Raw genomic sequence first — 6,136 nt, 5'->3', positions numbered from 1 at the left:
GTACGCGCTCGGCTCGGTGCTCAACCACGTGCTGATGCACCAGACCATCATCGGCCAGGAGGCGATCCTGCAGCTCGAGATGGCCGGTGACGACCCCGACGTGGTGGTGGGCTGCACCGGCGGCGGCAGCAACTTCGCCGGCATCAGCTTCCCCTTCCTCGGCCTGCAGCTGCGAGGAGGCCGCAAGCGCCGCATCGTGGCCGTGGAGCCGGCGGCCTGCCCGAGCTTGACGCGCGGCAAGTACGCCTACGACTTCGGCGACACCGCCCACCTCACGCCTTTGACCAAGATGCACACCCTGGGCAGCACCTTCACGCCGCCGGGCTTCCACGCCGGCGGGCTGCGCTACCACGGCATGGCGCCGATGGTGTCGCACCTGAAGGAGCTTGGCCTGATCGAAGCCACGGCCTATCACCAGAACGTCTGCTTCGAGGCCGGCGTGCTGTTCGCGCGCAGCGAAGGCATCGTGCCCGCGCCGGAGGCGAATCACGCCGTCAAGGGCGCGATCGAGGAAGCGCTGCGCTGCAAGCGCGAGGGCAAGAGCGAGACCATCCTCTTCAACCTGTGCGGCCACGGCCACTTCGACATGACGGCCTACAGCAACTACATGGCCGGCAAGCTGGTCGACCAGCCGTACGACGAGAAGGAACTGGCGATGGCGCTGTCGGGCCTGCCCGCGGTACCCGCCTAAGCCTGGGGCGGCATCACCACGATGCCGTCCTCGTCGGCATAGAGCCAGTCGCCGGTGCGCACCCAGATCCCCTGGATGCGCACCGGGACGCCAGTCTGGCCGGGGGCCTTGCGGTCGGTGGGCATGGGCACCAGCGCGAGCGCGCGGATGCCCACATTGGCGGCGGCCAGCTCGGCCTTGTCGCGTGCCGCGCCGTCGATCACCACGCCGGCCCAGCCGTTCTTCGCGGCGGCCGAGGCGATGTTGCCGCCGATCAGCGCGCGGCGCACCGAGCCGCCGCCGTCGACCACCAGCACACGCCCTTCCCCGGGCGACTCGAGCGCGGCCTTCACTGGCGAGTTGTCCTCGAAGCACTGGACCGTGAGCACCGGGCCGCAGAACGTCGCGCGGCCGCCGTAGCTGGCGAACACCGGCGGCAGCACGCGGAAGGCACCGTCACCTCCGGCATAGCCGGCCTTGTGGGCATCGCAGAGGTCACAGGTGGAGAAATCGGTCGGGACGTTCATGCGTGGGTCACCTTGCGGATGGGCGGTTTGACGTCCTCGCGGCGCGGCGGCAGCATGGGTTGATGCTCGCGCGCGGGATTCAGGATGATGGAAGTGGCGGTCTCGGTGAGCAGGCAGAACTTGCTCACCACGGCATCGAGATGGGCCACGTCGATCACGGCGATCTCCAGCACCCAGCTGTCCTCGCCGGTCACGTTGTAGGCATTGATGCACTCGGGCGTCTGCTGGATGAGCTTGACCACCCGCGCATATTCGGCGCGGCCGATGCGGATCAGCGCCCGAATGCCGTAGCCGAGGCGACCCAGGTCGACCGTGGCACGGTATCCGGTGATGACACCGGCCGCCTCCAGCTTGCGCACGCGCTCGGTGACGGCCGGCTGGCTCAGGTGCACGCGGCGGCCGAGTTCGGCCATGGTCAGGCGGGCATCGGCCTGCAGTTCGGCAAGGATGCGGGTGTCGTGGGCATCGAGATCGAAGTTCAAGGCCATGGAGTGCGATCTCCTTGAAAGTCGTGGCCATTGTGGCCCGAAGAACTTGATCCGACCATGGCTTCGGACAAGCCGCTTTCATACGATCTCGCCATGACCACGCCCTCCCTTGCCGCCTCGGCGCCACGCGCCGCCCCGTTGTCCACGCTGATCCTGCTCTGCCTGGCCGCCACCTGGCTGATCTGGGGCTCGACCTACCTCGCCATCAAGTTCGCGCTGCTGAGCTTCCCACCCTTCTGGCAGATGGGCACGCGCTTCCTCGCGGCCGGCGCGCTGCTGATGGCCTGGATGCACTGGCGCGGCGCGGCCTGGCCGACGCGAACGCAGTGGCGCAACGCGCTGGTGGTGGGTGCGCTGATGCTCGGCGGCGGCATGGGCGGCACGGCGGTGGCCGAGACCAGCGTCGGCTCGGGGCTGGTGGTGGCCTTCATCGCGGTGGTGCCGCTGATGATCGCCGCGCTCAACCTCATCTGGGGCGTGAAGCCGGGACGGCTGGAGCTGGCCGGCATCGTGGTCGGCCTCGCCGGCGTGTTGATGCTCACCCAGGGTGCCGGCTTCCAGGCTTCGCCCGCCGGGCTGGCGGCGATCGCCATCGCCTGCCTGACCTGGTCGGTGGGCAGCGTGCTCAGCCAGCGCAGCCTGCCGCTCGCGCCGGGCGCCATGGGCTTCGCCAGCGAGATGCTGTGCGGCGGCGCGGTGCTGATGGTGCTGTCATGGTTCGCCGGCGAGCGGCCGCAGTGGCCGCCGCAGCCGTCCGCCGTGGCGGCCTGGGTCTACCTCGTGGTGGCCGGCTCGCTGATCGCCTTCAACGCCTACATGCACCTGCTCGCCCATGCGAGCGCCGGGCTGGCCTCGAGCTACACCTTCGTCAACCCGGTGATCGCGATGCTGCTCGGCGTGGCCGTGCTCGGCGAGGTGGTCAGCGGCTTCGAATGGGCCGCCGCCGGAGTGGTGCTGGCCGGCGTGGTGCTGATGCTGCGCGGGGCGGCGCTCAAGCGGAGCGCTTGAGCGCGGCCTCGCGGATCGCGCCCAGTGTGGTGCGCGTGGTGCTGACATCGGTGTCGAGCTTCAGGTGGATCAGTGTCGGGCCGTCGGCGGCCAGTGCGTTGCGCAATGCCGGCTCGAACTGCGTGGTGGCCTCGACCTTGCACGCGTTCCAGCCGTAGGCCCGCGCCAGCGCGGCGAAGTCGGGGTTGAAGAGATCGCTGCCCGATACGCGCCCCGGAAACTCGCGCTCCTGGTGCATGCGGATGGTGCCGTAGCTTCCGTTGTCGACCACCAGGCTGATCAGCCTGCCGGCCCCGCGCCCCGCGCCGTAGCCGGTGGCCGTGGCGAGTTCCTGCCCCGTCATCAGGAAGTCGCCGTCGCCGGCGAGGTTGATCACCGTGCGCTGCGGGTACAGCAGCGAGGCCGCGATCGCGGCCGGCACGCCGTAGCCCATCGCGCCGGAGGTCGGCGCCAGCTGCGTGCGGCCATGGTGCTGCAGGCCACGGTAGCACAGGTAGCGGTGCAGCCAGCCGCTGTAGTTGCCGGCGCCGTTGGTGAACACGCTGTCCTCGGGCACCAGGCGTTCGAGCGTGAGCACGACTTGCGCCATGTCCAGCGGCTCCACCGCCGGCGGCACGCGGTTGGCGGCGTAGTCCGCCGCGGCCGCCTCGCTCCAGGCGCTCCAGGCCACTTGCGGCGGCGCGGTCAGCGACTCCAGCGCCTTCGCGGCGTGGTTCACCGAGGCCTGCAGCATCAGGTCGGCGGCGTAGACGCGGCCGAGTTCTTCGGCACCGGCATGCAGGTGCACGAGCTTCTGCTTCGGCTGCGGCGCTTCGAGCAGCGTGTAGCCGCCGGTGGTCATCTCGCCGAGGCGTACGCCGAGCGCGATGACCAGGTCGGCCTCGCGGATGCGCGCGGCGAGCTTCGGATTGATGCCGATGCCGACGTCGCCGGCATAGAGCGGATGGCGGTTGTCGAACGTGTCCTGGAAGCGGAAGCCGCAGCCCACCGGCAGCTGCCAGTTCTCGGCGAATCGCTGCAGCGCCCGCGCGCCCTCGGCATCCCAGCCCCCGCCGCCGGCGATCACGAACGGCCGCTGCGCGGCCACCAGCATCGCCCGCAGGTCGCGCAGCGGCCCGGGCGCCGGCCAGGCCTGCACGGGCTCGACGCGCGGCAGCACGGGTGCAACCGTCGGCGTGGTCAGCAGGTCTTCGGGCAGCACCAGCACCACGGGCCCGGGGCGGCCCTGCATCGCGGTGTGGAAGGCGCGGGCGACGTATTCGGGCAGCCGGTCGGCCGACTGCACCTCGCCCACCCACTTGGCCATGCCCAGGGTGCCGGGGCCGAACACCTGGCGGTAGTCGAGTTCCTGGAAGGCCTCGCGGTCGCGCTGGTCACCGGCCACCTGGCCGACGAACAGGATCATCGGCGTGCTGTCCTGGAAGGCGGTGTGCAGGCCGATCGAGGCGTTGGTGGCGCCCGGGCCACGGGTGACGAAGCAGATGCCGGGGCGGCCGGTCAGCTTGCCCTGCGCCTCGGCCATGAAGGCGGCGCCGCCCTCCTGGCGACAGGCGACGAAGCGAATGCGCTCGCGGTGTTCGTGGAAGCCGTCGAGCACGGCGAGATAGCTCTCGCCGGGCACGCCGAAGGCGGTGGTGACGCCCTGGGCGACCAGGGCTTCGACGAGGGCGTGTCCGGCGATTCGTGGCGTCATGCGGCCATTTTCGCCGCGCGGCCCTGCGATCGCGCCACACCGGCCCCCACCAGCGCCGCCGACAGCACGCCGCCCAGCAGCGCCAGCGCAGCGCCGCTGAACACGCCCGAGGGCGAGCCGTGGTCGAGGATGGCGCCGAATACCGGCGCAGCCAGCGCGAAGCCCAGATCCAGCCCCGAGTACACGGTGCCGTAGACGCGGCCGGTGGCCCCCGGCGGCGCGGCGCGCTTGATCAGCATGTCGCGCGACGGACCCGCCAGGCCAGTGCCGAAGCCGGCTAGCGCCGCCAGCGCCGCCGCCAGCAGCCCCGGCAGGCCGGGCAGCCCGGCGAGGAAGAGCAGCAGCGCGGCGCCGAGCAGGCAGACCCCGATGGTGCGCTCCAGCCGCTGGCCGCGTGCGGCGAGGAAGCCGCCCACCACCATGCCCGCCGCGCCGCACAGCATGAACCCGGTGACGACGAAGGAGGTGATGGTCAGAGGCAGGCCGTGCAGCTTCTGTAGCGCCGGGCCGGCGAAGCTCTGCACCGCCGACAGCGCACAGGTCGACCAGAAGAAGAACGAGAAGCACAGCCACACCGACGGCAAGCGCAGGAAGGCGAGCGGATGCTCGGCTACGGCCGGGCCACCCGCCTTGCCGGCTGCCGCCAGAGGCCAGGTCGCCGAGCGGTCGTCAATGGCGTGGCGATTGATCACCATCGTGGCCAGCACGATCAGCGCCCACAGCGCGGCGCCCGCCGCCGCCCAGCGCCAGGAGCCGGTGGCGGCTTTCATCGCCGCCATGAAAACCGGTGCCGCCGCCCAGCCCAGGTTGCCGGAGATGCCGTGCACCGAGAAGGCGTGGCCCAGGCGCGCCTGCGAGACCCGCTTGTTGAGGATGGTGAAGTCCACCGGGTGGAACGGCGAGTTGCCCAGGCCGGCCAGCGCCGCCGCCGCCATCAGCCCGGCGTAGCCCTGCGCCGTCGCAGCGGCCAGCGCAGCCAGCGCGAAGCAGGACAGGGCCGCGAACAGCACCGGGCGCGCCCCGACGCGGTCGACCAGAAAACCGGCCAGCGCCTGGCCGATGCCCGAGATCACGAAGAAGGTGCTGACCAGCAGGCCGAGCTCGGAGTAGCTCAGGCCGAAGTCCCGGATGAACAGCGGGAACAGCGGCGGCAGCAGCATGTGGAAGAAGTGCGAGGTGCCGTGTGCCAGGCCGATCAGGCCGATGGTGCGGGCGTCGTCGCGCAGCGAGGCGGTGGGAGCGGTCATCGGGAGGCGAATCGAGAAACTGAGCTTCACTGTAGGCGCGGGGAGTCCGTCGCAGTTACGATAGAAAGCCAATCTCTGTCGAGATCCTGCCAAAGCCGCCCATGAACCACCCGAAGCGCCGCCGCAGCGTGCCGCCGATCGACCCGCTGGCCTTCGCCCCCAGCGTCGAACGGCCGCTGCGCGCCAAGCTGCGCCGGCTGGCGGCCGACACGCGCGTCGAGCCGCACAGCCACCCCTGGGCGCAGGTGGCGATGTCGGCCACCGGGGTGATCCGGCTGCAGGCCGGCAGCAGCACCTACCTCGTGCCGCCGACGCGGGCGCTGTGGATCCCGCCCGGCGTGGAGCACGTGGTCACCGTGCTGGAAGACGCCGAGATCCGCACGTTGTACGTGCACCCGAGCGCCCGCTTTCTCGGCCCGGCTGCGGACACGCCGTTCCAGCGCTGGCCGGCGTGCCGCGTGCTGGAGGTCTCGCCGCTGCTGCGCGAGCTGGTGGCCCACCTC

At 71.1% G+C, this 6,136-nt stretch carries 7 protein-coding genes; 3 read left to right on the top strand and 4 right to left on the bottom strand.

Annotated features, from left to right (window positions below):
• On the top strand, positions 1-691 hold a 691-nt coding region (locus AB7U92_RS20035), incomplete at its 5' end, for a pyridoxal-phosphate dependent enzyme (protein ID WP_428581070.1).
• Here AB7U92_RS20035 and rraA read toward each other — a convergent pair.
• Positions 688-1,197, bottom strand: coding sequence for a ribonuclease E activity regulator RraA (gene rraA, locus AB7U92_RS20030; RefSeq protein ID WP_428581067.1), 510 nt, complete (start codon positions 1,195-1,197; stop codon positions 688-690). The two genes, AB7U92_RS20035 and rraA, sit on opposite strands and share 4 nt — an antisense overlap.
• Complete coding sequence (locus AB7U92_RS20025; RefSeq protein WP_428581064.1) at positions 1,194-1,685, bottom strand: Lrp/AsnC family transcriptional regulator; 492 nt, start codon at positions 1,683-1,685, stop codon at positions 1,194-1,196. The genes rraA and AB7U92_RS20025 overlap by 4 nt, the downstream gene beginning before the upstream one ends.
• 93 nt (positions 1,686-1,778) lie before the next feature.
• Here AB7U92_RS20025 and yedA point away from each other — a divergent pair, with 93 nt between their 5' ends.
• Positions 1,779-2,693 carry a drug/metabolite exporter YedA gene (yedA, locus tag AB7U92_RS20020; RefSeq protein ID WP_428581061.1) on the top strand — a complete coding sequence of 305 codons (915 nt, stop codon included), beginning with the start codon at positions 1,779-1,781 and terminating at the stop codon, positions 2,691-2,693.
• On the opposite strand, the gene AB7U92_RS20015 is transcribed toward yedA, so the two are convergent.
• Together AB7U92_RS20015 and AB7U92_RS20010 are read right to left on the bottom strand one after the other, a co-directional pair.
• Positions 2,677-4,386, bottom strand: a complete 1,710-nt coding sequence (locus AB7U92_RS20015; protein WP_428581058.1) for a thiamine pyrophosphate-binding protein — start codon at positions 4,384-4,386, stop codon at positions 2,677-2,679. The two genes, yedA and AB7U92_RS20015, sit on opposite strands and share 17 nt — an antisense overlap.
• Entirely contained in the window at positions 4,383-5,633 is a 1,251-nt protein-coding gene (locus tag AB7U92_RS20010) for an MFS transporter (protein ID WP_428581055.1), read from the bottom strand. Before AB7U92_RS20010 ends, AB7U92_RS20015 begins: the two co-directional genes overlap by 4 nt.
• A 101-nt stretch (positions 5,634-5,734) precedes the next feature.
• Here AB7U92_RS20010 and AB7U92_RS20005 point away from each other — a divergent pair.
• Positions 5,735-6,136, top strand: a 402-nt coding sequence (locus AB7U92_RS20005; protein ID WP_428581052.1) for an AraC family ligand binding domain-containing protein, incomplete at its 3' end; no start/stop codon positions are given.

The sequence above is a fragment of the Piscinibacter sp. genome, from assembly GCF_050175855.1.
Lineage (GTDB): Bacteria > Pseudomonadota > Gammaproteobacteria > Burkholderiales > Burkholderiaceae_C > Piscinibacter.
Note: the sequence above shows the minus strand (reverse complement) of the source record. Positions and strands in the feature narration are given on the sequence as shown.